A 25233-nucleotide genomic window follows, 5' to 3' on the forward strand; every position below is an offset into this window, starting at 1 on the left:
CCCGCCAGAATGGAGTCTCTCAGGTATTCCACTTCTGTGTTACATCGATTTAAAAGGCAACAACCATTTCTACATCAATGTGCCTTGAATTGAAAAACCTGAGAGACTCTGAACTGACCAGATATTTCATGGGATAGGTATAATTATTGGAATTTTTATTATATTTGCGGTAACAACGAAGAGCCATTACACCAATAAAAAAAGCAGCCTCGGCTGCTTTTTTTGTAATCAATGATTAATGTCTAATTAATCATTATCAGTTTATACATAAACTAATATTATTGATTGTCTTCTGGTTTAATCACTGGATTATCAAGATTTGCCTCAAAACTAGTAGGGGCAATAAACGTTAAGCCCGTTGGAATTTCTTCTAACTTTTTGCCATCAAGAGTTAACGCCTCTACATACTCAATCATAGACTCATTATCAATAAAGCCTGACTTAATAACAGGAGAAAGCTTCTTAGTGTCAAAGATGTCATAACCATCTTTACCACCAGCAATATAAGCATTGGTCGAAATTTTGTAAGCCATATCTGGATCAATATCAGCACAATTACCAGCAGCTACACCTTCAGGGCATATTTGTAAATCTTCAATTTGCTCACCAGCGACGGCTTTACCATTAAAGGTAAATTGAACATTAGCAAACGTAGGGAATGAACCTGAAGACGTGGTTAATGAATAATTAATGGTATCTTCAAGTAGTTGAGTTACATCACTACCTTTTAACTCAACAATAGCTAATTCATTACTAAAATATAAAAGTGAGCCAATAATATAACCAGCAGTTAAATCACCATTCTCATCGTTCTTAATATCATTACGCACACCACCCGTGTTAGTAATGGCCATATCAACACCATAACCATGTCGATTTAACTTCCAAACCATAGATGCAGCAACTTGAGCTCCCGCTTCTGAACCCGTTACAGGCAATGAAGCACCGGTACGTTTCACACCTGGTTGACGAACATGATCTAAAATACCAGTGCTAACTGGGTCGTTTGCATCAAACACTTGACCAATCACTTTACCTTGAAACTCTTCAATTAACGGCTTGTAATCGATATCAATAATGCTACGTAATAATGCATCTTCTTCAGTAATAGCAATATTATCTTGCTCAGCAACAAAGGCTTCTACAGCACTTTGATCAGCTTCAGTCAATGACGCAGTTGTATCCTCGACATATTCGTGCGTAAAGTTATCGCCAATTAACAGGGTGTTATTACCTTGACAAACTGTCACATCACCATTTTCAAAAGTAATATCTGCTTGGCCAACAGCTTGAGCAACCTCGCCAGCTTGAACGATACATGTTTTAGAAGTGCCGTTAGGATTAGTAATCATCTCTGCATAACTTGCAATGCTTGAACCCATGCCTTTACCAATATTAGTGAAGTCACCTAATAAAGTATGAGAGTGACCACCAACAATCACGTCTACACCGTTAACAGATTCTGCAATACGAATGTCTCTTTCTAAGCCAATGTGGCTTACCATCACAACTTTATCAACACCCATTTCATTTAGTGCATCAACTGTAGCTTGAGCAGTTACAACCTCACCGTTAAAGGCTAAATCTTCACCAGGAGAAGATATTGACTCCATATCTTCTAATACTAAACCAAAAATACCGACTTTAACGTCACCGTATTCTTTAATGATGTAAGGTTTAATATTTGTCACGCCAGACATTTGAGAGTCAGCACTCGCATCTAAGTTAGCGGCAAGAATTGGGAAATTAATTTTATTGGCAAAATCAATAAAAGGACCGTTACCAAGATCAAACTCGTGGTTACCAATAGTCATTGCATCAAGACTCATTTCACGCATTAAAGTAGCGTTACCGGCACCTTTCAACACATTGAAATAAAGCGAACCTTGGAAGGCGTCACCACCATGTAATGCAAGAAAAGGTTTATTAGCATCGGCAGCCATCGTTCTGGCATTTTTTAATGCTGTTGCAACACGAGGATAACCACCTAAATCAGTATTAATGCTCATATCTTCAGCATTCACTTGAGCGGTAAAATCTAAAGATGTTGGATCGAAACTCGAGTGAGTATCGTTAATATGCGCAATACGTAAGTTAAACGTACTTACATCATCATTGCTATCGTTGCTATCATTACAACCGGTTAATGCAACAATAATTGCTGTTGCCAGTAAACCTTTAAACATCGTTTTATTCATGTAAGACCCCATTATTTAATCATTTATTATTTTACTTGATGAGAGCCAGCTTATATTCGAGTTCAATTTTTTGCGAGTAAGTAGTTTGTTGTGAAAAATAACCATGCAATACAACAATGATACAGATGCAGTATCAGCACAGCCTGACCTTTATTAACCACAAGCAAGGGCAAAAACATCTCGAAGAGCAGAGACTCTAATTTTCAGCAGCACAATAATAGCAAACAATAGCGGGAAGATGTGACGAATTTATGACAAAATGTGACTTTTAATACAATACTAACAAGTAGTTACAACATCTATTGTCTTTAATTAAAAACAACGCAACATTTACACCGCTACAGAAATTGTAAAAAAAAAGACTTAATCGCATTAAAACAAGTAAGCCTTTAAATTAATGAAGATAATTAATAGAAAAACAATAAATCAATTGTCTTCTAAGGAAAACAACAAATACGTTACAAATAAAATTAACATTCACACAAACATAAAACTTGCTGCAACCATTGACCTATTTCAGTTAGTTGGTTAGGTATCACACTGTGTGCCATTGAATACGTTGTCCATGTTGTTGTATAACCTGCAGCGTTTAGTGCGTCATTTGCCATTTTACCCGCAAATAACGGGACAACATCATCTTGCTCACCATGGTGTTGTAATATTGGTGTTGCATGATTAGCCTCTGAAAGTTGATCAGGCAAATGTTCTCCACCAGGCAAATAACAAGACAACGCCATTATTCCTGCCAAACGTTGCTGAAAGCGCAATCCGGTAAACAAGCTCATTACCCCACCTTGGCTAAAGCCTGCGAGCACAATGTTATCAGCACTGATCCCTTGTTCAATTTGATCGTTAATCAACCTCTTAACGGCTTGTTCAGAACTCATCACACCTTGTAAGTCTGCTCTGTCGTGCAAATCCATACTCTTAATATCGTACCAAGAGCGCATCACATAGCCCCCATTTATGGTCACCGCTTGCTCCGGCGCATGGGGAAAAACAAAACGGATACTGTGATTGGTGGGTAACCCCAATACCGGTACCACAGGAGCAAACCCCGCGCCAGAGTCGCCCAATCCATGAAGCCAAATAACGCAAGCGGTTGCTGGTATTTGCGGTTCGATTACAATTTTTTCTAATGAGGGCATCAAATTTATCCTATTGACTAAAACGCCTTATTTAAAGTAATGGCCTAAAACATGATCTTTTAATCTACTAATTCAAAAACAGCTAACCTATTGGCGGTAATTGTTTTATTGCGCCTGAATACCAGTACAATTTAACACCTGTTCTAACTGTTCTGCATTGTCGAGCTTAACACTCCAGCGAACAGTACCGCCATCAGCAACAATGACGAATCCTTGATGAAAGCAACTAATGTCGTCAACAGATGCCGTTAATACAATGTGGTTATCGTGAAACCGACATTGAATTTCGTGAACTGTCACTATAATCTTGCCTATTGAAATATCGATGACCATGATCTTACCTACTTTAATAACCGGGTGCCATAAATGAAAATCCCAAGTGAATCACTTGGGATTTTCATAAAAAGATATATCGGCTAGTGGTGATGACCACCCGCGCCATGAGCATGACCATGGGCAATTTCTTCATCCGTTGCATCACGAGCACCGACAATTTCGATATCGAAAGTTAATTCACGGCCTGCAAGAGGATGATTTACGTCTACCGTTGCCATAAACTTACCCACCTTTATAATAGTCACTTGACGCTGACCTTGCTCAGTATTGACAACAGCAGCCATACCAGGCTTCCACACTTTTGCGCCGACTAAATGCTTTACAGAAACACGCTGTTCTGCATCATCTTGACGCTCACCGTAAGTGTCTGCGGCAGGAGGTGTAATGGTAAACTTCTCACCAATGTCTTTACCATTAATCGCATCTTCGATACCAGGCATCATATTGTCATGTCCATGCAAATAAGCAATGGGTTCACGGCCTTCATTGGATTCAATCACATCGCCTTTTTCATCGCGCAATGTATAATTAAACTGCACAACCATATCGTCTTTAATGCTCATCATCGTTCCTTAACGCTAAAATTTGCCGAAGCTTAGCAAAAGCCCACTAATCCATCCACAAAAAATGTTCTCTATTGTTTAATACCTAATGCGGTAAAGGTTTTTGTATCAGGAAAACCATCTGCAACAAGCCCTTTACTGTGTTGAAATGCTTGTAAACCTAACACGGAGTTACGGCCTAAAATACCATCCGGCTCACCTACATCAAATCCAGCAGCATTAAGCTTTTGCTGCAATATTTTTACAGCATCTCTACTTAACTTTGGTTGTTTAGGCACTGCACGTGTTAAGGGTAATGCACCATTTATTCGATCTGCTAAATGCCCTACTGCAATGGCGTAAAATTCTGAGCGATTCCAACGCATGATCACGTTAAAGTTGTCATATCCTAAGAAAGCTGGCCCAGTATGTCCTGCGGGTAAATATAATGCCGCTTGCATGTCTGGTGTAGAAAGTGGTTGCCCATTGGCTTTCTTAATATCAAGCTCTCGCCACTTAATTAGTGGCAAGGGGTGATTACCACCTAAATAATCAAAAGAATAATTAGCAGGTAACAATACTTCGCGTCCCCATCTTTCCTCAGCCTTCCACCCCAAATGTTGTAAAAAATTTGCCGCTGAAGTTAATGCATCAATCTCACTATTCCATAAATCAGCGATACCATCACCATCACCATCCACAGCGTATTTACGATAGTTAGTTGGCATAAATTGAGTATGTCCCATGGCACCAGCCCATGATCCAACCATTTTTTTATCATCAAAATTATATTGCTGTTTTAATTTAAGCGCTTGTATGAGTTCATTCGTAAAATAATCACTTCGACGCGGATCACAAGCCAACGTAGCCAACGAATTAAGCACCGACATACTGCCTTTGTAACTGCCAAAATTGGTTTCAAGTCCCCAAAAAGCAATAATATACTGACCAGGAACACCATACTCTTTGGTTAATTTACTCAACAATTGACGATGTTTAACCATTAATTTTCGACCTTGCTCAACTCGCCAAATCGTTACACGTTTATCAAAGTAATCAGCAAACGTGGTGGTAAATTCTGGTTGTTGATTATCGAGTTCAATGACCCGAGGGACATATTTTAAGTTTGCTACCGTGGTATCAATAATGTGTTGTGAAATCCCTGCATCCATGGCTTTTTGTTGTAATCTCACCACACATTGGGCAAAACTTTCTGTCGGTACTATGGGGGCGGTGATCTTGACCAAAGCAGCAGCCTTGGTTATAGGTGTTGATGTTGGAGTCGTTGTAGGGGTTGTTGTTGCAGGAGCCGCCGAAGCAGCACAGGCACTCAACATAGTGCAAGATAAAATGATTGAAGCAACAAATACAGCAACACGGCTTTTTCTGGTCATGAAACAACACTTAATTAAGACAAAATGAATGATGAATATCGTGACTCATCGCCCATCAGGAAACAAGAGCTAGTAACATTAATCCCTGTTTATTTATGCTAAATACATCATTAAAAATAAAAATGCTGTTAAATTGCCCTGCTAAAATCTTATTAAACAAAATTGTCATTAATTAAGCCTTTTCCTTATTCATTGAGTCCGTATAATGAAACTAATTCTCACTAATTTAAGCGATTTATCATGACAGAACAAACAGCAGCACTTTCAAGCTTTATCGAAAACGTAAAACAACACCAAATTTTATGGGGCTTGCAAGATGAGACGGGTGAAGGTTGGGTTGTATGTGACTCATCTGAATTTGAAGAAACTGATGTTATGCCACTTTGGTCAAGTGAAGCTGCTGCAACAAGCCACTGCACTGACGAATGGGCTGACTACAAAGCGGTGACGATTACACTCACCGACTTTTTAGAATATTGGGTAAGTGATTTAAATGATGATGGCGTATTAATTGGTGTTGACTGGGAAGCAGATCAAGAATGCCAAGAGGTTGACCCTATCGTACTCGCCAAAGAATTAGTTGATTTTGAAACAGAATAACTATTACTAAATTTGTCTACAACCTAAGCTGCTCACCCATTGAGCAGCTTTTTGATATTATTGTGCCTATGCCTACTCTTATTGATATTCCCTTTAAAAAACGCCACATATGTTGGTTTTGCAACGAGCCCAGTAACCAAATCTTTGACTACTATAGAATGACTCATACCCCTCACCCATCTTTGGCTATTCCCGCTTGTAAAGAATGTCATTTATTAGCCAAAAAAAACTTACTGACCTCCATTTGGGATTGTCGAGATGCGGTAAAAGACAATTTGATGCATATCTATCGTAAAGACCTTGCCATTGGCATTAATTGGACCGAACAAGAACTTGAAGAGTCTGAATTTGATTGCATGATTTTTGGTGGTTTTAAAAAAAGTGCCTGGATGATGTATCAAATAGCCCAAGGACGAATCAATGCGCAAGGGTGGCCATTAAGTCTTGATGGGATTTTACTCGAAGGCGAAACCACTGGGGATAACAACCAATATAATACTGGTTTCGAATTTGACGGTATTATGTTTACCTCATTAACAAAAGCCATTAGTCACTACAGCCAAACGTTATCTTTAGACCGTGCTTTTTTACAACAGTTAATAACGTTACTGGGCAAAGCTAAATTTGCGTATGCCGTTAAAGTAGCTCGGCTCAATATTGGGATCACCCCAGGGCATCAACGTCGTATTCTTGATGAGTTAATAGAAGATATGAAACAATAACGGCCACACACTCGTTATTGTTAGCCAATAATCATACGCAAACGATCTTGAACAACACCTACCAATAAATCGGGCTGGAATTTAGATATAAACTTATCACAGCCAACTTTTTCCACCATTGCTTGATTAAAACTACCACTCAAAGAAGTATTAAGCGTCACATATAACGATGCCATTCGAGGGTCGTGGCGTACTTCATATGTCAGCTTATAACCATCCATTTCTGGCATCTCGGCATCAGTAATCATCATTAATAATTCATCAGCTACATTTCGGCCTTCATCAGCCCAAGATTGTAATAAACGTAACGCTTGTAGCCCATCTGATGCCTCAATAATTTCAAGCCCAAGTTGGCTCAATGTGTCTCTAACTTGTTTGCGAGCTGTAGATGAATCATCAACAATTAATACTTTACGACCAGGCATATAGGAAATGAGTGTTTCATCAAGCACACCATCCGATAACTTCACATCGTAATCAATAATTTCTGCTAAGACTTTTTCAACATCTATGATTGACACCAGTTTTGATTGTCCTTCATCTTCTATTCGCGTTATCGCCGTTAAATAATTGTGCCCCCCAGCGGTTTTAGGTGGCGGCATGATATCACTCCATGTCATGTTAATAATATTCTCGACTTTGCCAACTAAAAAACCCTGAACACTACGGTTATATTCGGTAATAATCAGATTACTGTCTTCAGTCACCGGCATAGGAGAAAAGCCTATTGCCTCTCGCAAATTGATCACAGGAATGGATACACCACGAATATTAGCCACACCATAAATATTATGATTACTGCCAGGAAAGCTATTTAATGCTGGTAACCTAACCACTTCTTTGACCTTAAATACATTAATGGCAAATAATTGAGTTGAGTTAATGCGAAACAACAGTAGTTCTAAACGATTTTCGCCAACTAATTTAGTTCTTTGATCGACCGTATCAAGCACTTTTCTCATGAACGAGTTCCACCTAAAAATACCAACAGATTAAAACTGCATAACGATTAATAATGATTATACTAAAAAAATTCCAGTTAGCAGTGTTGAACCTCGACTTAAACGACAAAAATAGTAACTGAGATCAAAAAAATCAATAAACACACATTTTATTCAAACGTTCAATCCGACTTCACCATCAATAAATCGATTTAGATTACGACACAAAGCAACTCTTGTAACAACTATTATATTGTTCTATTTGTACGTTAATTTATAAACCGATTAATAATAATCGCTTAGAGCGCCTTATAAATAAGACTGCAAAATCAGCTACTTGAAGACAAAATCTCAATATAATTTAAACCAAAAAATCAACCCAACCAGCGATATGGAAAGCTTTTAATAAAGCGACCATAAGTTAACAGTGTTAATCAGCAACGTTTTATAATCCTCTAAGCAACGATATAAATAGGCTAATTTGGATTAAGCAGGACACAAAATATAGTGATCGTTAATCACCGCCCAAACGTATACCACATCAGATGTTTCATCTAATAAAGTCATTTAGAGGCCGTTATGATTATCCCACTTTTTCCACTATCAATTTGTCTTTTACCTCAGGGATACACCCAACTGCGCATTTTTGAACCCCGATATAAACGTTTAGTGTCAGAATCACTCAAAAGTGGTGATGGCTTTGGTTTATGTATGTTGGCAGATGACAATCAAACTATTTTGCCCATTGGCACATTAACCAAAATTATCGACTTTGAAACCCTCGACGATGGCTTGTTAGGTATTAGTGTCCAAGGACAACAAACATTCACTATTAACCACATTAACGTTGAAAAGGATGGCTTAAAACGTGCTGATGTCAGATTAATTGCCCCTTGGCCAAGTGATATTATTGCAGCAAAAACCGCCCAGTCACATCATGATGCTATAGAGCGTAAAACAGATAAAATACTCAGCGATACCTTGAAGCAAATTTTGCAACAATATCCACATCACCTTGCTCATTATTCGAAAGACAGTTTCAATGATATCGCATGGGTATGTCAACGCTGGCTTGAAATAGTGCCACTCAGTGCAAAAGATAAATATCACTGTATTAACAGTCACAATCATCAATTAGCCAAATCATTTCTCACCGACATTATTAAATAGTGATCCGAAATAAAAATGTCACGTATACATTAACCAATCAGGCTTCATTATCAAAATGATAGAAGCTCAAACAGGCCACAGCATATATAAGATAATGTATTTATGCTCAATGACTTTTTATTGGATGCGTAACATAATGGAAAATATTCAATTACAAAGCACACAAAGCCGTTATGATAAGGGTGAGCTTGCACAACGCCACCCTAACAAACGAAATGGTGCTATGAAATCAGACGAACCCAATCCAATGGCAGAGGAACTGGCCACCTTGATGTTGCAAGTGGCTAACCAACGATGCAAATCCTCTTTTGCAAAACTTTTTTCGCATTTTGGCCCCAAAATAAATTCTTTTGGCGTTCAACGCTTAAACCAGCAAGGATTAGCGATGGATTTAGTTCAAGAGACAATGACACGCGTTTGGACAAAAGCCCACCTTTATAATGCCGACAAAGCAGCCGTAAGTACTTGGGTATTCACGATCATGCGTAATCAGTGCTTCGACATGTTACGCAAAGTACAGCATAACCGTGAAGATTCATTTGGTGATGATATTTGGCCTTTGTTTGAGTCTGATGAAGCAGAAAGTAATGATGACGATTTTTTACTTTCGTCGACATTATTACAACATGTAGAAGACCTTCCTCCTCTACAACGTCAGGTGGTACAAGGGATTTACATGCAAGAACTGACTCAACAAGAATTAGCAGACAAACTCAACATTCCAATTGGTACGGTTAAATCAAGACTTAGACTCGGTTTGGAAAAATTAAAAAGCTTTATGGAGAAACACTATGATTAATTACCACCCAGATCAGCATTTGCTGTCTCTCCATGCTAAAGGTGAACTGCCATTATCTATGTCAATTGCGATATCTGCACATGCCGAATTTTGTTCGCATTGCCAGCAACAATTACAACAAATGACAATTGCATTATCCGAGCAGCAATTTAATAGCCATTCAACAACAAATATAGTCAACACAGATACGAGTCAACTAGACGCACTGCTTAACCAATTTTTAAGCTCAACCTTAGACAGCCTAGAAACCGAGCAAGCCACTCCCCTAAACAACATTGAAGATATCAGTGTCAATGTCAAAGGTCAGCATTACTTGTTGCCAAAAGCGTTTAGAAAACAAGTTAATACATCATGGAAAGGCATAGGTAAAGTCAGTCGTTTAAGACTCAATACTGGAGAGCAACAAGCCAGAGCCAGTTTATTACATATTGCAGCAAATGGTGAAATTCCAGAACATACTCATAAAGGTGCTGAAGTCACATTACTGCTTGCGGGTGAATTTAGCGACTGTTACAACACTTATAAGCCAGGTGATTTTTTGTTACTTGATAAAGAGCACCAACACTCACCTAAAACCGTTGAAGGATGTTTGTGCTATACCATCGTCGATGCACCATTATACTTCACTAAAGGGCTCAGTAAGTTACTCAATCCCATAGGTGAATTACTTTATTAATCAATGCGGATTGGTATTACACGTTAAACCATCATTGCTTACTTTATAGCGGTGAGGTCAATAAAGGATGATGAGCCCAACACTCATCACCCTTTAAATGTTAAACATCATAACCGTTGCACAATCATTTCGCTGGTCGATTTTTAACCAAAAAATCGTATTCTGAGCAAAGATACCAATAATTTGATTGAAATATGAAAAAGACTATTGCTATATGCAAACACTCAGTATATTATCCAACAAGATTTAGTTTTCTTGTTAATTTTGGTTACCTACCTGTAAGTCTGCTCAACTTCACTTCGTAAATAAACCCAAAACAAGCTTCTGTACATCGTTTTTGATTTTCAATTGATTGCTGTTGATATGTTTATGTCTATCCACGTAATCTTGTTGTCATAAAACTATGGTTAACTTATAAAATGAAGTACTAAAATAGATATTAAGACTCTTAAAATATGTCACAACATCAATATTGTTAACATAAAATAGACCTTAATCAACTATTTACATAACAGTACTTGATTAGTGAGTTAAAGATAGGTTAAGTTAAATCTCGACACATTCATCTTTTGCAACACTAAAAATGCCAAGGATATTTTATTGAACAATTTTCTCACCTAAGGGTGAATATACAAGAAGGAGTGTGACCAATGTCATACAACATGAATGGACACGAAATTTCAGTTAACTTCCCAGTTAATTCAATTTCGTCAAACAAAAACTCAATTGCTTTTACCGATAGCCTAGGTAAAAACAAAAAAACATTTTCAAAGCGTATTGAAGCATTAAACTTCATGAAATGGTTAATTTCTGCCAATAAGTAATATTCTTAACGCTTTGCGTTAATCATTTGCTCTGTTATTTAATAAACTCATTTCTCGGTATTCTCCTCTCACTTACCGAATGTTTATTAAAGCAGAGCAAAATGAATGACAACCAATATTTTCGAGTGATTTTTCATTTTTTACATTCAACATCATTGCACCAAACATCAACCAGTTAAATAAACCTACCCCACAGGATCAAATTGTGTGTGTAAACTTACGTTGGTATCTCGATAACATTGTTTGATTTCCTAATAAACCACCTTGATGTATATATAAAATATCTTTAGCAAATGTAGGATGATTAGATAAATAATGCTTAAGCACTAAAAATCCAACCGGATCATACAGTAATTCAAATTCAATCCCTGACTGACATACTGTTTGCCACATATCAAAACAACGTCGCGATAACTTTCCAAAATGATATTTATGACCATCATTAATAATGGTTGGGTAATACATTTCATCAACTAACTCTGAGAATTGTTGACGTAAATATTCATCTCCCCCTACGGTGCTGCAAGTTATGACCTCAATGGTAAATGCATCCATTATTGCTAATTGAGCTAACTGTTGGATTAATTGCTTATTTAAATAAGCAGCAGTAGTCCCCGTACCTGAGGGTAAAAAAACCATTAGTTTTTTTTTCTGTTGTTCTTGTGCCCATTGAATTATTTCAGCAGCCAGTTGTGCGATCCCAGTTTCAGCATACTGACAACGTCCACCTTCTGGAATATACAATAAATGCTTTTTATCAGCGTAGATGGGATCTGATGACACAATATATTGCATCGCATCATTTAAATGCATACCAGCAAGATTTTCTGCATAAGCCAAATTGCCAATATCAATAATATTAGCGCCATTTTGTACTGCGGCAGCATAATTACCTTGTGGGTTTTGCAATAAAAAATCATTGATATGACTGACATAATAATTAAACGTCCAGCCTTGCTGCTTAGCAAGCACTGACATTGAATATAATGAATTAGCCTGCGCCGACCCCGAAGCCACTAATTGAGTAACATGCGAGTAATCATGATGTAAAAAATGATAAAACTTACGTGCTTTATTACCACTAAAATCAGGATGTAATAAATCATCCCGTTTGACATAGATAATCTGTCTGCCAAAGTTCATTGGCTGTACTGGGCTTATCGAAAACATGAATTGTCTCAATCAACTGTAATATGAGCATTTTAACTAAAAAATGACAAATCTCATCGATTCATTTGTATTAATGATGACCAACAGATCGAACTAAGTGTGTAAAATGACACTTTAACTCATAAAATCAACAGCTTAAAAACATGGCATGAATATCGCTATATATTAATCATTATTGACTCTTGATAGGAATGAAAATGTCACTTTTACGCTTAATCTTTAATATTGCTTGGTTTTTAATGGGTGGATTTATTATGGGCCTCGCTTGGTGGTTTGTGGGAGCATTATGCTTTATCAGTATCATAGGCATACCATTCGGGCGAGCATGTTTTGTTATTGGCGAATTGGCATTCTGGCCATTTGGGCAAGAAACAGTTAATCGTAAACACGTTTCTGGTGAAGAAGACATTGGTACTGGCACGTTGGGGACTCTGGGGAACGTAGTGTGGTTTTTATGCTTTGGTATTTGGCTTGCCATTGGTCACTTAGCACATGCCTTAGCCTGTTTTGTCACCATTATAGGTATTCCTTTTGCGATGCAGCATATTAAATTGGCCCTATTAAGTTTAACCCCGATTGGTCAAACCGTTATTGCCAAGCCGACCTATTAATAATAGTGTTAATCTTAGACATGTAAATCTTATAAAAAAGCCGATAACTTTATGTTGTCGGCTTCTTTATTAAAAACTAATTATTAATGCCTTCGCTATGGCAAAATAAAGTTAGTTAATCATTCGGCCTATGCCGCCAAGGACAGAACCTTCACCTTGGTCTTTACCACCACTAGAAGGTGCATGAGCAATAATTCTGTCAGCCATTCGAGAAAACGGTAAGCTTTGTAACCACACTGTGCCATGGCCTTGTAAGGTCGCAAGAAACAAACCTTCACCGCCAAACACCATTGACTTTAATGAACCTGCACGTTGAATGTCGTAATCGATACCAGGCGTAAATCCAACTAAACAACCCGTATCCACCCGCAATGTCTCACCATGTAATTCTTTTTTTATCAGTGTCCCACCTGCATGCACAAACGCCATACCGTCACCTTTTAAGCTTTGTAAAATAAACCCTTCACCACCAAAAAAACCGGTGCCTAAACGTTTATTAAATTTCATACTCACTTGAGTACCTAATGCGGCCGCTAAAAAGCTGTCTTTTTGGCAGATAAGTTCGCCTTGATGCTCGGATAAGTCAATCGCCAAAATAGTGCCAGGAAACGGTGCGGCAAATGCCACTTTGCGTTTCTGTTGTCCTTCATTAGTAAAGTGAGTCATAAAAATACCCTCACCTGAAATGGCGCGTTTACCCGCACCAAGTAACTTACCAAAAAAACCTGACTCTGGTTCTGAACCATCACCCATTTTAGCCTCAAACATAATGTCTTCTTCGAGGTATGTCATGGCGCCCGCTTCAGCAATAACAGCCTCATGCGGATCTAGCTCAATTTCCACTAACTGCATGCTTGAGCCTATGATTTCATAGTCTACTTCGTGGCATTTTCTAGTCATTTATCGCTCCTTAAAAATGGGGTAAGAGTAAAATTGAATCGCAATTGGATAATTGTATGGATTTAGGTTAACAAGATGTTGACGATTTGCCCATGTCTACTTTGCTGCAAAATATTTCGTAGGAATTGATAAGATTAGACTTGTTAACCAAGTCCTGCTCCACTTAATCCTGATTGATGCTGTTGATACGTAGTAAACTCTTGCAGAATAAGTTCGGTAAATAGTTGCCCTGCTCGCCCAAGCGGACGTTCAAGTGTGGACACTAATTGCGGTGTAAAACTAAACCGGTTACCGCCAATAAAATCGACTTCAATCAGTTGCCCTTGATGTAATTCTTCAGCAATTAAAAATTCCGGCATCCAACCAAAACCTAATCCTTTTAACAACGCATTTTTCTTCATAATAAAACCTGAAAGATAGAATACTTTGTCTCCACCGAATTGCATTTCATCTCGGTCACGTTTACCTGGAGATGAGTCTTCAATGGTTAACTCAACATGTTGCTGTAACTCCGGCAAACTAATGGCCTTTAACTGACTTAAAGGATGTTTTGATGATGCCACTAACACGCTAGTGATAGTGGGTAATGACATAGGGTGATACGAAGGACCTGTACGATAATCCTTCACGAGCATCAAATCAGCTTGGTCGCGTTCAAAGCGATGCTGCACTCCGCCAAGAAACTCCATATTGAGTTGAATTTTAGTAGGAATATTATGTTCAGACATGCGCTTAAGGGCGGTCATGATCGGCTCCATCGGCAAAGCACCGTCTATCACTAACTCAAGCTTAGGCTCCCACCCCTGACTAAAGCGGCTTGCAAGATGTTCAATATTGGCTAAATGCTGTAATAAACGCTGACCTTCAGCCAAAATCACCTTACCTTCGGGTGTTAACTCAGCACGATAATGATCTCGATTAAATAATGTCACACCGAGATGTTGCTCCAGTTTTTTAACCTGATAGCTTACCGCCGATTGTGCCTTGTGTAACCGCATTGAAGCTTTTGAAAAACTTCCTTCCTCAACAAGTACTTGCAGTACATTAAAGGCATCGATATCTATACGCATAAGATTTCCACTGTCCCGTTATCCATACACAAATGTAAAGCTAACATAACAATCTAAAAAATTGATTGAGTTGAGTTATTTATTATTCTTTTTTTTGTTGATCTTTACCACTAAATTGTTAGTTAGATCACATATCGGGTTACCCAATGCGATTAGGCCATAACAACAAATAACATAAACGCCACGACATTCGCAGTCGATTCACCATAGGACAATCACATGCCATTCTATGTTAAGCAAGGTCAGATCCCGACCAAACGCCACATTGCCTTCGAAAGAGATAATGGCGAGTTGTACCGTGAAGAATTATTTTCAACTCATGGCTTCTCGAATATTTATTCCAATAAATATCATCACAATATGCCAACCAAAGCGATAGACGTTCAACCTTATTCGTTATCTCATGGTGAACAATGGCAAGACTCATTAATTCAAAATTACAAATTAGACTCGCGCCAAGCTGACTGCCAAGGCAACTTTTTTAGCGCCCGAAATAAAATATTTTTCAATAATGATGTCGCGATGTACACAGCGAAAGTGACAGAAGATACCAATGACTTTTATCGTAATGCCTATGCTGACGAAGTGGTGTTTATTCACGAAGGTGAAGGCCAATTATTGAGTGAGTATGGCGTCATTGATACCAAAAAATGGGATTACTTAATTATTCCACGTGGGACCACGTACCAACTTAAATTTAACGATTATCAAAATGTACGCTTATTTGTTATCGAATCATCTTCAATGGTCGAAGTGCCAAAGCATTTCAGAAACGAATACGGCCAAATGCTTGAGTCTGCGCCTTACTGTGAACGAGACATTCGTACACCAACCTTAAGCGATGCCGTGGTTGAAAAAGGCGAGTTTCCGTTAATGTGTAAATTTGGTGAGCGCTACCAGAAAATGACTCTGCAATGGCATCCATTTGACTTAGTAGGTTGGGATGGCTGCGTTTATCCTTGGGCATTTAACATTAGTGAATATGCGCCTAAAGTAGGCAAAATTCATTTACCACCTTCTGAGCATATAGTGTTTACGGCACACAATTTTGTCATTTGTAACTTTGTGCCACGCCCATACGATTTTCATCCTAAGTCGATACCCGCACCTTATTACCACAACAACATCGACAGCGATGAAGTGCTGTATTACGTCGATGGTGACTTTATGAGCCGCACAGGCATTGAAGCGGGCTACATGACACTGCATCAAAAAGGTGTACCACATGGTCCACAACCAGGTCGTACAGAAGCCTCTATCGGCAAAACCGAAACATACGAATATGCGGTGATGGTTGATACCTTCGCCCCACTGAATTTAACCACTCATGTAAAAAATTGCATGAGTGATGATTACAACCGCTCTTGGTTAGAAAACTAAGACCACATTTATAACTAACCCAAGTCACCTAAGAGTGATGGCGTGTTGACATAAAAATAAAGGAAAACAACATGGCAAGCGAACTAAATCCACTGGGCCTGTTAGGCATTGAATTCACCGAATTTGCTAGCCCAGATACTGAATATATGCATCAGGTATTTATCGATTTTGGTTTTTCGATGTTAAAAAAAGCCAAAAATAATGACATTGTTTACTACAAACAAAATGACATTAACTTTCTATTAAATAAAGGTCGTGCAGGCTTTTCTGCAGAATTTGCCAAATCTCACGGGCCTGCTATTTGCTCAATGGGTTGGCGCGTTGAGGATGCACAGTTTGCTTTTAAAGAAGCGGTAGCCCGTGGTGCAAAACCAGCCGATGATGCTAATAAAGACATGCCCTACCCAGCTATTTACGGTATCGGCGATAGCTTGATTTATTTTATTGACATTTTTGGGGAACAAAACAATATCTATCAAACTGACTTTGTCGATTTAGAACAGCCTATCGTAACGCCTGAAAAAGGCTTTATGGAAGTCGACCATTTAACCAATAATGTCTACAAAGGCACTATGGAAAAATGGGCTAACTTTTACAAAGACATCTTTGGTTTTACTGAAGTGCGTTATTTCGATATCAGCGGCGCACAAACCGCATTGGTATCTTATGCTCTACGTTCACCGGATGGCAGTTTCTGTATCCCGATAAACGAAGGTAAAGGCAATGATAAAAATCAGATTGATGAATACTTAGGTGAATACAATGGCCCAGGTGTACAGCATCTTGCATTTAGAAGTCGTGATATTGTGGCCTCACTCGATGCAATGGAAGGCACCTCAATCAAAACACTGGATATTATTCCTGAATATTACGACACCATTTTCGAGAAATTACCACAGGTGACCGAAGATCACGATCGTATTAAGCATCACCAGATTTTGGTTGATGGCGATGAAGAAGGTTATTTATTGCAAATTTTCACCAAAAACCTTTTTGGTCCAATCTTCATTGAAATCATTCAACGTAAAAACAACCTTGGCTTTGGCGAAGGTAACTTTACTGCGTTATTTGAATCGATTGAACGCGATCAAATGAAACGCGGCGTGCTGTAATTTTATAGACACGAAGTGATACATAAAAACCAGCAAATTGCTGGTTTTTATCATTTTAGGCCTTTACACTCTGCCTTCTACATTCTAATCAAAGACCTTTCCAATGCCAGATTACGCCGTACTTGCCGTGTTTATTCCAACGTTCTTTTTTGTGTCTATCACCCCTGGTATGTGCATGACATTAGCCATGACCCTAGGCATGAGCATTGGCGTACGTAAAACCTTATGGATGATGTTAGGTGAATTAGTGGGCGTGTCTTTAGTCGCCATTGCGGCAGTACTTGGGGTTGCCAGCATCATGCTGAACTACCCACAAGTGTTCGATATTCTTAAATGGGTGGGTGGCGCATACCTGGGTTACATTGGCATAAATATGTGGCGCGCTAAAGGTAAAATGGCCATCATTACTGGCCTTGAAGTAAAAACCAGTCGCATGAGTTTAATCAGCCAAGGATTTATTACCGCGATTGCCAACCCTAAAGGGTGGGCTTTTATGATTTCGCTATTACCACCATTTATAAATGTCGATAATGCCGTCGGACCACAACTCGCTGTTTTGCTTGGTATAATAATGGTTACCGAAAGTGTGTCTATGCTGGCTTATGCCAGCGGCGGTAAAAGCTTACGGTTATTTTTAAGCCGTGGCGATAATATCCGCTGGATGAATCGTATTGCCGGAAGCTTAATGATTCTAGTTGGTATTTGGTTAGCACTAGGCTAAGCCTTAAACAACAATGACTTCGCTTTATAAGGTAACTGTAAAGTCATTTGCTGCATATATTGCTGAATATGAGACAGTTCTTGTTTACAGAAATCCTCTATTGCATCACTAAAACCTTGATGGCTCATAATATGGCTAGAATGAGTTTGTACAGGATAAAACCCCCTAGCGACTTTATGCTCCCCTTGAGCACCAGCATCAAATACATTTAGCTGATTGGCAATAGCATAATCAATCCCTTGGTAATAACACGCCTCAAAGTGCAAGCCATCATACTCTGATAACGCCCCCCAATAACGACCATATAAATGACTGTCTGACACAAAATACAGTGCTGAGGCAACAAGTTCACTATTGTTATTTTTAACAATTAACAATCGAATTGATTCCCCCATATTGGCAGCTATCAACTTAAAAAAATCAGCCGATAAATACCCTTGATGCCCAGAACGCTTTAAATATGTCTTCTGATAACAACGGACAAAACCTTGCCATTGTTCAATACTGGCTTTATTGCCTTCTATAAATGTAAAGTGTAATTGAGCTTGTTGAATTAACGCACGCTCTTTAGAGATATTTTTCCGTTTTCTAGAAGTGAGGCTGGCTAAGAAATCATTAAAATTGCTATAACCATTATTTTTCCAATGAAATTGACACCCAAGACGTTGGACAGCCAAAGTACTCTCCCAAAGTTCATGCTCTGCTTGATGGCTAAATAGACCATGCCAAGATGACCATTCATGCTCAATAAGGCTTTGAGTGATAAACACTGTCATTTGGGTCACAAGCAATTGTTTGTCGCTTTGGCTAAGTAACGCCGAAAAACCGATGCGCTGCCCCGTTACTGGCGTAAAAGGAATGCTACTGACAAGCTTAGGATAATAGCTAATCTGATGGCGTTCGTAAGCTTCAGCCCATGCCCAGTCAAACACATACTCCCCCCACGAATGACTTTTGACATACATAGGCATTAAAGCAACGATGGTATCGGCCAGGCTCACGATCAAATGTTTGGGCTGCCAGCCAGTTTTTAAACTGACACATTGACTTGATTCTAAAGCGGATAAATATTCATGGCGAGTAAATGGATGATCTACATCAAAGTGCAGATTCCAGTCAGATTTTTTTATCTCACTAATAGTATTAGCAAATCTGAATTGATAAACTATTGCCTTCGTTTTTTCCACCTATACCCACCCGTAAATGTTAATTGCATCATTTAAAATCTCATACCAATTGACGCTATCATGTGGCATGTTCTACAACATAATCAAATAAATTAACACCAAGGATTGATCGTGAAACGACTCCCTAAACTGAAACCTCTATTACTTAGCGCAGTATTCTCAGTGTCACTGTGTTATCCCGCGTTGAATATCGCACCTTCTTATGCCAATGATATCTCTATTTTCAGTGAAACAGCGACAGCTCAACCAATTTATGCCAAACATGGCATGGTCTCAAGCCAAGAAGCCTTAGCCAGCCAAATCGGCGTTGATATTCTAAAGCAAGGTGGCAATGCCATTGATGCCGCGGTAGCAGTGGGTTATGCGCTTGCTGTTACCTTGCCTAGAGCAGGTAACATTGGTGGCGGTGGCTTCATGCTAGTCCATTTATCTGAACAAAATAAAACAATAGCTATCGATTACCGTGAAACTGCCCCAACTAAAGCTCACAAAGATATTTTTCTCGATGAACAAGGCAATGCTGTAGACAAACTCAGCCGAGAGCACGGTCTGGCCGTAGGCGTTCCGGGCACAGTAATGGGCATGGAGCTAGCGTTAAAAAAATATGGCACCATGGATCTAAAACAAGTCATTGCCCCTGCGATTCAATTAGCCCAAAACGGTATTGTGGTAACGTCTGATTTAGCAAACTCGCTGAGTGGCCTCAAGCCACGGATCACTCAATGGCCGAGTTCTGCCAAGATTTTTTATCATGCTGATGGCAGTGACTATAAAGTCGATGAAATACTTAAACAACCAGAATTAGCCCATTCATTATCGTTAATTGCACAAAAAGGCAGTAAAGGGTTTTATCAAGGCGAAACGGCTGAAAGAATTGTCGCCGCAGTGCAAGATGCAGGCGGTATTATGAGCTTACAAGATTTGGCTAACTATCAAGTTGTTGAGCGTGAACCCGTTCGCGGTAATTATCGAGGCTATGAAGTGGTATCTATGCCACCGCCATCTTCTGGTGGTATTCATATTATTGAAATGCTCAATGTACTTGAGCAATTCCCCATTGATAAATTAGGCCATAATACCGCAAACACTTTGCATCTTATGGCTGAAACAATGAAATATGCTTATGCAGATCGAAGTGAGTATTTAGGTGACCCAGATTTTGTTACCGTGCCAGTTAAACAATTGACTAGCAAAAAATATGCTAAAGATATTGCCAGCAAAATCGCCATCAATAAAACCACACCCAGTAATGAAATAAAACCGGGAAACCTCGCGCCATATGAAAGCGATCAAACCACCCACTTTTCCGTTATCGATAAATGGGGCAATGCCGTAGCAAATACTTATACTCTTAATTTTAGTTATGGTTCTGGCTTAGTCGCTAAAGGCACGGGTATTTTATTAAACAATGAAATGGATGACTTTTCGGCTAAACCCGGCACGCCTAATGGCTATGGCTTAATTGGTGGTGATGCTAATGCTGTTGAAGGAAATAAGCGTCCTCTTAGCTCAATGAGTCCAACTATGGTAATGAAAGATGGCAAGCCATATATTGTTACTGGTAGCCCAGGTGGTTCTAGAATTATTAATATTACGTTGCAAATGATTATGAATGTAATTGATCATCATCTTAATATTGCAGAAGCGACTGCGGCTGCACGTATGCATCATCAATGGTTACCTGATTTTATTTGGGTAGAGCACACATTAAATCGCGATACTATTTCTATACTTGAAGCAAAAGGACATAAAATTAAAATACAAAATTCGATTGGGAGCACCCAATCGATAATGATGACAGAACAAGGTCTTTATGGTGCTTCAGATCCAAGGCGAGCTGGATCTGCTGCTATAGGTTATTAGTACAATTAATCATTAATTATGAATAGTAGCGGCGAAGAATAACAAAGCCGCTACGATTCATATACTCAAATCTAAATGCAATTGATTTGCAACCTCAGATATAAAAATAAGTTTGTGATCTAAATCAAAAAAATTAAATTATTAAAAATAATTCCTACATGACTTTCATTAATAACTTAAGTCATGTAAACCCACACGTTAAAAGCATTATTAAACTTAAAATTTAAACATTAAATCAATCCTTTACAGCATGACTATCAACGGTAAAACTACATGATTTTAACGTACGATCGCCTCAAAAAAAACAACTATTGAAAATTGTCAGATTATCCACCGGCACAGACTTTTAATTAAAAATCAACAAAATCAATAGTTAAAATAAAAACTCAACTATAAACCTATGTCATGGCAATAAACATTATTCTTATGTTAAACATGCTATTATTATCAATGTTACTAAATTGATAATAAAAAGGTTGTATGCAGCTAACTAATTTTAAAATCAAACATAGAATTACCTTATTAACATTTGTTGCCATTATCTCGTTTGTGATGTCAATGATGATCAATAATCAAACAGGTAAAGATAATGCACAACGATTAAACAAACTTCAAAATCAACTTTATCCAGCACTCAATATAGCCACACTTAATCAAGGGTTATTGCTTCAATTAGATCAAACAATTCAATCGGCCATTACTACCGGTGAAGAAGATGGTTTAGATAGTGCAAATAAAATGGTTGCACAAATATCAGATAACTTAAATAAATTAGCCCGTTTATTACCAGCTGAAGTGAACTCTTCCCAGCAATTCATTAAAGATGTTGGACTGTATTACAGTAACGCAAGAAGTTTGGCCGCTGAATTTATTAAAATTGACGTCGATTATAATAAAATAAAACTTCAAGCGGCTGACAATGCCAAGCGTTATCAGAAATTAGTAAAAGATTTTGCAGAAAAGAAAAAAGCCTTTTCAATAGAATTTGAACATAGTATTCAAACTACAATAGCGAATTCTAACCAAACCGAAAATAATGTCATGATGATTGGTGCTGTTGCTACCTTGGTGATGATATTGGTTGGTTTCCTAGTTAATCGTTCCATTATTAGCACCATTGATAGCGTAACTGAGTCTTTACGAAACATTTCACAAGGTGAAGGTGATTTACGCTCACGTATTCAATACCAAGGTAAAGATGAAATGGCTCAATTGGTTTATTGGTTTAATCAATTTGTGTCAAAACTTCAGTCATCGATTGCCGATACCAAAAATACAACAGAACATCTTAATCAAGTTGCCCACTCATTACTCAGCGGCAGTCAACAAAGTGAGCTTAATGTTGAACAGCAAAATGCGGCGATAATGCAAATATCTCATGCCATGAGAGAAATGTTTGTCAGTGTCACTCATATTGCCGAGTTTTCATCCAGTGGAGCCTTAGAAGCCGAAAATGCCAATACCGAAGCGAAACAAGGCTTTGTGATTGTGAATGAAGCGGTTACCACAATTAAGGCATTAGCAGAAGAAGTACGTTCTACCGCTGTGATAGTGAATCAATTAGATGCATTTACCCATAACGTTAACGACATTTTAGACACCATACGCGGTATTGCAGATCAAACAAATTTGCTAGCACTTAATGCTGCAATTGAAGCGGCCAGAGCGGGCGAACATGGCCGAGGTTTTGCTGTTGTAGCGGATGAAGTAAGAACATTAGCATCGCGCACCCAAACATCAACAGGCGAAATTCAACAAGTGCTTCAAGAATTGCGTGGCACCTCTAAACAGGCTGTTGATGCAATGCAAAGCAGTATTGAAACTGCAGAAAAAGGAGTCAACTCTACATCTGTTGCAGGTAATGCCTTAACAAATATTACCAGTAAAGTAAGTGCAATCTCAGAAGTAAATGAACAAATTGCGGCAGCAACGGAAGAACAACACAATACTTCGATATTAATTCAACAATATGTGGCTGAAATGGAGAATGGTGCACAAAAAGTCAGAGCTACAACAGCTGACATGGGCGGGATCAGTGTTGATATTCAAAACGTTAGTGAAAGACTGCAATCAATTACAAACCAGTTTAAGGTTTGAGTTAATTGTATCAGTACATACCATTATAAAGTAAGCCTATTGGGCAAATGATGAGTTATATCGAGGAGTGAGATGATGACATTTAATTTAAAAGCGCTGCCAATTGCAATTTCTCTTGCAATGCTACCTAGCATTGCAATAGCTAATGATGCAGCAGATGAAAAAATTGCCAAATTAGAGCAGCAAGTACAAGCGTTACAAGCACAACAAAATGCCAGCCTAACAGACAAAGTTAAGTTTAATGGATTTATCAGTGGCGCTTATATCAGCTCAAACAACGATGCTGGTTTAAACAATGCCAGCTCTAGTGCTAATTTTGATCAAGACAGTAAGTTCGGGTTTCAGAGTACCTTTAACATATCTGATCGTACTCAGGCCGTTTTACAGCTTATGATGCGCGGAAGTAACGACTGGGAAGTCGAAGCTGAATGGGCCTATTTATCTCACCGTTTCGAAAATGGTATACAAATCCGTGGCGGTAAACTTCGTTTACCATTCTTTATGTACTCTGATTATTTAGATGTCGGATACGCACATATCACTGCCCGCCCTAACATTGAAGTTTATAGTGAGGCACCATCATCATACACGGGTGCCGATATTTCATATGATTTTGACTTAGATGACTCTACGGTAACAGTACAAGCTTATGGTGGTGAGAATGAAGATGATACTCTCACTGCCAGCGACTTAATAGGCGCTAACGTAACTTGGACTGATGAGGTTTTGACCTTACGTGCAGCTTATGTCTTAGCCCAACTCGATGGCGCTATCACCACAGACACTGGTTACACTCTAATCGAACTCAATGACGAAACGGCTGCGTTCATTGGTCTGGGTGCCAGCTATGATAACGGTGAGTTTATTGCTATCACAGAATTTACGCGAACTGAAGTCGATGGCGCTTTTAAAGATAGCGATTCTGGTTACTTAACCTTAGGTTACCGCATTAAGGCTTTAACCCCTTATGCGACCGTTAGCTATCATAAAAGCAAAGATAATGAAGAACGTGCAGCTAATCCAATACAAACACTTGCCTTTAACGCGGAGCGCATGTCTTACAGCTTAGGTTTACGTTGGGATGCCATCGACAATGTCGCAATTAAATTCGATTTGACATACGCTGACGATTTTGGCGACACCTCGGGTGGGTTACTTCATAACGGCTTCGACACGTCTACGGGTAAATTTACTTATGAAGACACCTTGATGTACACCGTTAAATTCGACGCAGTATTTTAAGGAGTGTCACAATGAAAACGTTATTAACTGTTTTAACCCTAAGTTTATCAACCGTAGCATATGCAAATGCCGCGGTCGTATTAATAGGTAACCCAACGGCCAGCAACATTTCTGCCAGCGATGCAAAAAAAGCCTTTTTAGGTAAAGGTGACTCATCAGCTGTTGTGTATGAGTTTGCAGAAGGTAATGCGATACGCAGCGAGTTTCATCAAGCTGTCACTCGTAAGTCAGATGCGCAACTTAAGGCCTTTTGGTCTAAGCAGGTCTTTACGGGTAAAGGTAATCCACCAGCGACAGTGCCTAATGCTGCGGCAATGAAGTCAGCCGTAGCCAGTAACCCTAGTGCCATTGGCTACATTGATGAAGCCGATGTAGATGCTTCGGTAAAGATCATTTTAAAGCCTTAATATTATCTAATCTTAACAACACCAAGAAATGTTTTATGTATAAACCGAGTAGCCTAATAGCTACTCGGTTTTTTTGTTACAAACTAATCTAAAAAGGGTATTAAAAAATAGGTAAAATTGTTG

General features: G+C 38.7%; 24 protein-coding genes. 14 read left to right on the forward strand and 10 right to left on the reverse strand.

All coding sequences use genetic code 11. The annotated features are described in order from the left end of the window. Nucleotides 1-278 precede the first annotated feature (278 nt). From ACWXWT_RS09975 to ACWXWT_RS09995, 5 genes are all read right to left on the reverse strand, one after another. On the reverse strand, nt 279-2198 hold the full coding sequence (locus tag ACWXWT_RS09975) for a bifunctional metallophosphatase/5'-nucleotidase (RefSeq protein WP_456041436.1): 1920 nt from the start codon (nt 2196-2198) through the stop codon (nt 279-281). A gap of 470 nt (nt 2199-2668) precedes the next feature. After that, entirely contained in the window at nt 2669-3346 is a 678-nt protein-coding gene (locus ACWXWT_RS09980; RefSeq protein ID WP_456041437.1) for an alpha/beta hydrolase, read from the reverse strand. 105 nt (nt 3347-3451) lie between these two features. Next, the gene (locus ACWXWT_RS09985) at nt 3452-3679 is read right to left on the reverse strand and encodes a DUF3389 domain-containing protein (protein WP_456041438.1); all 228 of its coding nucleotides are present in this window, start codon (nt 3677-3679) and stop codon (nt 3452-3454) included. An 83-nt stretch (nt 3680-3762) separates the two neighbouring features. Beyond that, complete coding sequence (locus ACWXWT_RS09990; protein WP_456041439.1) at nt 3763-4245, reverse strand: FKBP-type peptidyl-prolyl cis-trans isomerase; 483 nt, start codon at nt 4243-4245, stop codon at nt 3763-3765. A 71-nt stretch (nt 4246-4316) separates the two neighbouring features. Further along, complete coding sequence (locus ACWXWT_RS09995) at nt 4317-5618, reverse strand: lytic murein transglycosylase (protein ID WP_456041440.1); 1302 nt, start codon at nt 5616-5618, stop codon at nt 4317-4319. 240 nt (nt 5619-5858) lie between these two features. On the opposite strand from ACWXWT_RS09995, the gene ACWXWT_RS10000 reads away from it, so the two are divergent. After that, nucleotides 5859-6218 carry a DUF2750 domain-containing protein gene (locus ACWXWT_RS10000; RefSeq protein WP_456041441.1) on the forward strand — a complete coding sequence of 120 codons (360 nt, stop codon included), beginning with the start codon at nt 5859-5861 and terminating at the stop codon, nt 6216-6218. A 68-nt stretch (nt 6219-6286) separates the two neighbouring features. Beyond that, the gene (locus tag ACWXWT_RS10005) at nt 6287-6940 is read left to right on the forward strand and encodes a hypothetical protein (protein ID WP_456041462.1); all 654 of its coding nucleotides are present in this window, start codon (nt 6287-6289) and stop codon (nt 6938-6940) included. A gap of 20 nt (nt 6941-6960) precedes the next feature. Here the strand turns inward: ACWXWT_RS10005 and ACWXWT_RS10010 are convergent, their stop codons facing one another. After that, a complete protein-coding gene (locus tag ACWXWT_RS10010; protein ID WP_456041442.1) occupies nt 6961-7902 on the reverse strand; it encodes a chemotaxis protein CheV in 942 nt (313 codons plus the stop codon). Nucleotides 7903-8460: 558 nt separating this feature from the next. Here ACWXWT_RS10010 and ACWXWT_RS10015 point away from each other — a divergent pair. The 4 genes from ACWXWT_RS10015 (at nt 8461) to ACWXWT_RS10030 (ending at nt 11350) form a co-directional block, all read left to right on the forward strand. Continuing rightward, nucleotides 8461-9051: an LON peptidase substrate-binding domain-containing protein gene (locus tag ACWXWT_RS10015; RefSeq protein ID WP_456041443.1), complete on the forward strand. Its 591-nt coding sequence runs from the start codon at nt 8461-8463 to the stop codon at nt 9049-9051. Nucleotides 9052-9187: 136 nt separating this feature from the next. After that, on the forward strand, nt 9188-9850 hold the full coding sequence (locus tag ACWXWT_RS10020; protein ID WP_456041444.1) for a sigma-70 family RNA polymerase sigma factor: 663 nt from the start codon (nt 9188-9190) through the stop codon (nt 9848-9850). Next, the gene (locus ACWXWT_RS10025; RefSeq protein WP_456041445.1) at nt 9843-10526 is read left to right on the forward strand and encodes a ChrR family anti-sigma-E factor; all 684 of its coding nucleotides are present in this window, start codon (nt 9843-9845) and stop codon (nt 10524-10526) included. Before ACWXWT_RS10020 ends, ACWXWT_RS10025 begins: the two co-directional genes overlap by 8 nt. Nucleotides 10527-11176: 650 nt before the next feature. Beyond that, nucleotides 11177-11350, forward strand: a complete 174-nt coding sequence (locus ACWXWT_RS10030) for a hypothetical protein (protein ID WP_456041446.1) — start codon at nt 11177-11179, stop codon at nt 11348-11350. A 198-nt stretch (nt 11351-11548) separates the two neighbouring features. Here the strand turns inward: ACWXWT_RS10030 and ACWXWT_RS10035 are convergent, their stop codons facing one another. Continuing rightward, on the reverse strand, nt 11549-12520 hold the full coding sequence (locus ACWXWT_RS10035; RefSeq protein WP_456041447.1) for a 1-aminocyclopropane-1-carboxylate deaminase/D-cysteine desulfhydrase: 972 nt from the start codon (nt 12518-12520) through the stop codon (nt 11549-11551). 197 nt (nt 12521-12717) lie between these two features. On the opposite strand from ACWXWT_RS10035, the gene ACWXWT_RS10040 reads away from it, so the two are divergent. After that, nucleotides 12718-13131 (forward strand): YccF domain-containing protein, encoded by a 414-nt coding sequence (locus ACWXWT_RS10040; protein ID WP_456041448.1) that lies wholly within the window; start codon nt 12718-12720, stop codon nt 13129-13131. A 111-nt stretch (nt 13132-13242) separates the two neighbouring features. Here the strand turns inward: ACWXWT_RS10040 and ACWXWT_RS10045 are convergent, their stop codons facing one another. Together ACWXWT_RS10045 and ACWXWT_RS10050 are read right to left on the reverse strand one after the other, a co-directional pair. After that, a complete protein-coding gene (locus tag ACWXWT_RS10045) occupies nt 13243-14031 on the reverse strand; it encodes a TIGR00266 family protein (protein ID WP_456041449.1) in 789 nt (262 codons plus the stop codon). Nucleotides 14032-14174: 143 nt separating this feature from the next. Further along, a complete protein-coding gene (locus tag ACWXWT_RS10050) occupies nt 14175-15101 on the reverse strand; it encodes a LysR family transcriptional regulator (RefSeq protein WP_456041450.1) in 927 nt (308 codons plus the stop codon). Between the two features lie 219 nt (nt 15102-15320). Here ACWXWT_RS10050 and ACWXWT_RS10055 point away from each other — a divergent pair, with 219 nt between their 5' ends. The 3 genes from ACWXWT_RS10055 to ACWXWT_RS10065 all read left to right on the forward strand — a co-directional run bounded on the left by ACWXWT_RS10055 (nt 15321) and on the right by ACWXWT_RS10065 (nt 18314). After that, complete coding sequence (locus ACWXWT_RS10055; RefSeq protein WP_456041451.1) at nt 15321-16481, forward strand: homogentisate 1,2-dioxygenase; 1161 nt, start codon at nt 15321-15323, stop codon at nt 16479-16481. A 71-nt stretch (nt 16482-16552) separates the two neighbouring features. Continuing rightward, a complete protein-coding gene (hppD, locus tag ACWXWT_RS10060) occupies nt 16553-17593 on the forward strand; it encodes a 4-hydroxyphenylpyruvate dioxygenase (RefSeq protein WP_456041452.1) in 1041 nt (346 codons plus the stop codon). Nucleotides 17594-17696: 103 nt separating this feature from the next. Beyond that, entirely contained in the window at nt 17697-18314 is a 618-nt protein-coding gene (locus ACWXWT_RS10065) for a LysE family translocator (protein WP_456041453.1), read from the forward strand. Here the strand turns inward: ACWXWT_RS10065 and ACWXWT_RS10070 are convergent. Continuing rightward, the gene (locus ACWXWT_RS10070; RefSeq protein WP_456041454.1) at nt 18311-19501 is read right to left on the reverse strand and encodes a GNAT family N-acetyltransferase; all 1191 of its coding nucleotides are present in this window, start codon (nt 19499-19501) and stop codon (nt 18311-18313) included. The two genes, ACWXWT_RS10065 and ACWXWT_RS10070, sit on opposite strands and share 4 nt — an antisense overlap. 162 nt (nt 19502-19663) lie before the next feature. Here ACWXWT_RS10070 and ggt point away from each other — a divergent pair, with 162 nt between their 5' ends. From ggt to ACWXWT_RS10090, 4 genes are all read left to right on the forward strand, one after another. Continuing rightward, nucleotides 19664-21364: a gamma-glutamyltransferase gene (gene ggt / locus ACWXWT_RS10075; RefSeq protein ID WP_456041463.1), complete on the forward strand. Its 1701-nt coding sequence runs from the start codon at nt 19664-19666 to the stop codon at nt 21362-21364. A 480-nt stretch (nt 21365-21844) separates the two neighbouring features. Further along, nucleotides 21845-23461, forward strand: coding sequence for a methyl-accepting chemotaxis protein (locus tag ACWXWT_RS10080; RefSeq protein WP_456041455.1), 1617 nt, complete (start codon nt 21845-21847; stop codon nt 23459-23461). Between the two features lie 72 nt (nt 23462-23533). Then, complete coding sequence (locus ACWXWT_RS10085; protein WP_456041456.1) at nt 23534-24703, forward strand: porin; 1170 nt, start codon at nt 23534-23536, stop codon at nt 24701-24703. Between the two features lie 11 nt (nt 24704-24714). Further along, nucleotides 24715-25110: a phosphate ABC transporter substrate-binding protein gene (locus ACWXWT_RS10090; protein ID WP_456041457.1), complete on the forward strand. Its 396-nt coding sequence runs from the start codon at nt 24715-24717 to the stop codon at nt 25108-25110. Nucleotides 25111-25233 lie beyond the last annotated feature (123 nt).

The sequence above is a fragment of the Shewanella sp. A22 genome, assembly GCF_053850585.1.